Below are 2,839 nucleotides of genomic sequence, written 5' to 3'. Positions count from 1 at the left end.
CCTCCGTGCCGCCGTCCGTGCGGCACGGAGGCGCGGCGTACCGGCGTACCGTCCGGCCCCACGTGCCGTTCGGGAGGTCGTCCATGGAGCTCACCAAGGTCACCGCCCTGATGAAGGCCACTGCCCTCGAGCTCGCGATTCTCACCGGTCATCTCGTCCTCTACCCCTCCGGGATCGTGGCCGAGCGCCTCGCGCCCGCTCCTCCCCCGTCGGTCACGCCGGGCCGGCGCCCGGTCGTCCTGTTGCACGGTTTCGTCGACAACCGCTCGGTCTTCGTCGTCCTGCGCCGCTCCCTCACCCGGAACGGCCGTGACTGCGTCGAGTCGCTCAACTACTCTCCGCTCACCTGCGACCTGCGGGCGGCCGCCGAGCTGCTCGGCCGCCGGGTGGACGAGATCCGGGCCCGTACGGGACACGCCGAGGTCGACATCGTCGGGCACAGCCTGGGCGGGCTCATCGCCCGGTACTACGTACAGCGGCTGGGCGGTGACAGCCGGGTGCGCACCCTGGTCATGCTGGGTACCCCGCACTCCGGCACGAGCGTGGCGGCCCCGCTCGCCGACGCGCATCCGCTGGTACGGCAGATGCGGCCCGGCTCCGAGGTGCTGCGGGAGCTCGCCGGGCCGTCGCCCGGCTGCCGGACCCGGTTCGTGAGCTTCTGGAGCGACCTGGACCAGATCATGGTGCCGGTGGAGACGGCTCGGCTCGACCACCCGGACCTGCTCGTGCACAACGTGCGGGTCAGCGGGATCGGCCATCTCGCCCTGCCGGTGCACCCCACGGTGGCCGCCGGGGTCCGGGACGCCCTCGACGCGGGCGGTCCTGAGGCCGTGGGAGCACGTGCGGAGGAGCCGGGCGCCACGTCCGTGGCGTGACACTCCGACACCGTTCTTCGAACGTTCATCGAACACAAGGCCAAAGGTCTCTCCGTGAGCTGGCGAAACACGGCCGATTGCCCGTTTCCTACGGCCTCAGGCACCGCCGAAGATTGTCGGCTGCGCATACCGCCGGGTACAGTCGCGCCACTGCTTACCCCCGGGACACCCCTCGTCGGGCCCGCCCCGGACTGGTCCTGCTGCCGAGGCGAGAGAGACGTTGGTGAACGACCAGCACCCCCACGCCGGGTACGTCGGAGACGGCGCCCACCCCACCGGCAGTTTCGCCACCGACCCTCTCTTCGGCGCCTACGGCGACGGCGGGGCGGACCAGAGCGGACAGTGGAATCTCGGCGGATACGACGTCACCGGCACGTACGGGACGGCGGAGCAGTACGGAACGACGACCGGACAGTACGACGCCACGCAGTACGCCGCGACCGGCCAGTACGACACGACGGGGCAGTACGCCACCACCACCGGGCAGTACGAGGCCACGGGCACGTACGACACGACCGGTCAGTGGGACACCACCGGGCAGTGGAACACCACCGGCGCCTACGACACCACCGGCACGTACGGGACCCCGGCCGGTCCGTACGAGACGACGACCGGGCAGTACGACACGACGGCAGCGCAGCACGGCACCACCCCCTCGTACGACACCACCGGCCAGTGGGACGCCTCCGCCTGGACCGAGGCCCAGCACACCGGCCGGTACGAGACCCTCCACGCCGGCGCCTACGCCGCTCAGGGGGCGTACGGGTACGAGTCCTACGACGCCACCGGCCAGTGGGCCGCCCCCGCCTTCGCGACCGACACCGGCGCCTACGACGCGACCGCGTGGAACCAGGCGGCCCAGGAGGCCGAGCCGGTCGTCCCCCAGCAGTACACGCCGGGTCCCGAGCACACCGCGGAGTTCGCGTTCGAGTACCTCCCCGAGGCCGAGGCGGGCACCGCCGAGGACCACGCGGACCTCGACGACCTCGAGCACGCCCACGACCTGGCCGGACACGAGGACCACGAGGACCACGAGGACGAGGACGGCGACCGTCACGAGGCCCCCGAGGCCTACGACGAGCACGACGCCGACCCCGCCGACCAGCCCGCCGTCGAGGTCCGCACGGACTCCCCCCCCGCCGGCCGCCCCGTGCGCCGCTCCTCCTCCGGCAGCCGCGGCCGGCGCCGTACCCCCGCCAAGCGCTCCGCGCTGCTGACCGTCGCCGTCCCGTCCGCCTGCGTCATGGGAGTCGCCGGCATCGCCGCCGCCTCCGTCGGCGGGCTCACCGGAGCCGGCACCGACGGCGCGAAGAAGGAGGACACGACCGCGCTCGCCGCCGCCGACCCGGCGTCCGTGAAGCAGGTCGCCGCCAACAACGCGCTCGACACGCAGCTCGCCGCGCTCAGCGCCGACGCCCGCGACTTCGGCGACCGCGCCAGCCGCACCCAGGAGCGCATCGACCTCAAGGCGCGCCAGGTGGCCGACAAGAAGAAGCGCGAGGAGGAGGCGGCCCGCAAGGAGGCGCTGCGTCCCAAGTACATGCTGCCGGTCGAACTCCACCGGCTCAGCGCGCGCTTCGGCCAGTCCGGCGTCAACTGGATGTCCGTGCACACCGGCATCGACTTCCCCGTGCAGACCGGCACGCCCGTGATGGCCGCGACGGACGGCACCGTCCGCACCCAGATCAACAGCGCCTACGGCAACATGGTGATCGTGACCGCCCCCGACGGCACCGAGACCTGGTACTGCCACCTCAGCAGCGCCAAGATCCGCTACGGCCAGGTGAAGGCCGGCGACGTCATCGCCTACTCCGGCGACACCGGCAACTCCACCGGCCCGCACCTGCACTTCGAGGTCCGGCCGGGCGGCGGCTACGCGATCGACCCGCTGGCCTGGCTGCGCAGCCACGGTCTCGACCCGACCAGCTGACCTCGCACTCCGCGTACGCGAGCGGGCCCCGGCC

General features: G+C 72.6%; 2 protein-coding genes. Both read left to right on the top strand.

The window, feature by feature from the left end:
- Positions 1 to 83 precede the first annotated feature (83 nt).
- Positions 84 to 875 carry an esterase/lipase family protein gene (locus tag ACFQ79_RS40600; protein WP_383593406.1) on the top strand — a complete coding sequence of 264 codons (792 nt, stop codon included), beginning with the start codon at positions 84 to 86 and terminating at the stop codon, positions 873 to 875.
- Between the two features lie 223 nt (positions 876 to 1,098).
- Entirely contained in the window at positions 1,099 to 2,805 is a 1,707-nt protein-coding gene (locus ACFQ79_RS40595) for a peptidoglycan DD-metalloendopeptidase family protein (RefSeq protein WP_383593403.1), read from the top strand.
- Positions 2,806 to 2,839: the final 34 nt, after the last annotated feature.

The organism is Streptomyces sp. NPDC056480, assembly GCF_042795405.1.
Lineage (GTDB): Bacteria > Actinomycetota > Actinomycetes > Streptomycetales > Streptomycetaceae > Streptomyces.
This window is presented reverse-complemented; position numbering and strand designations above follow the sequence as displayed.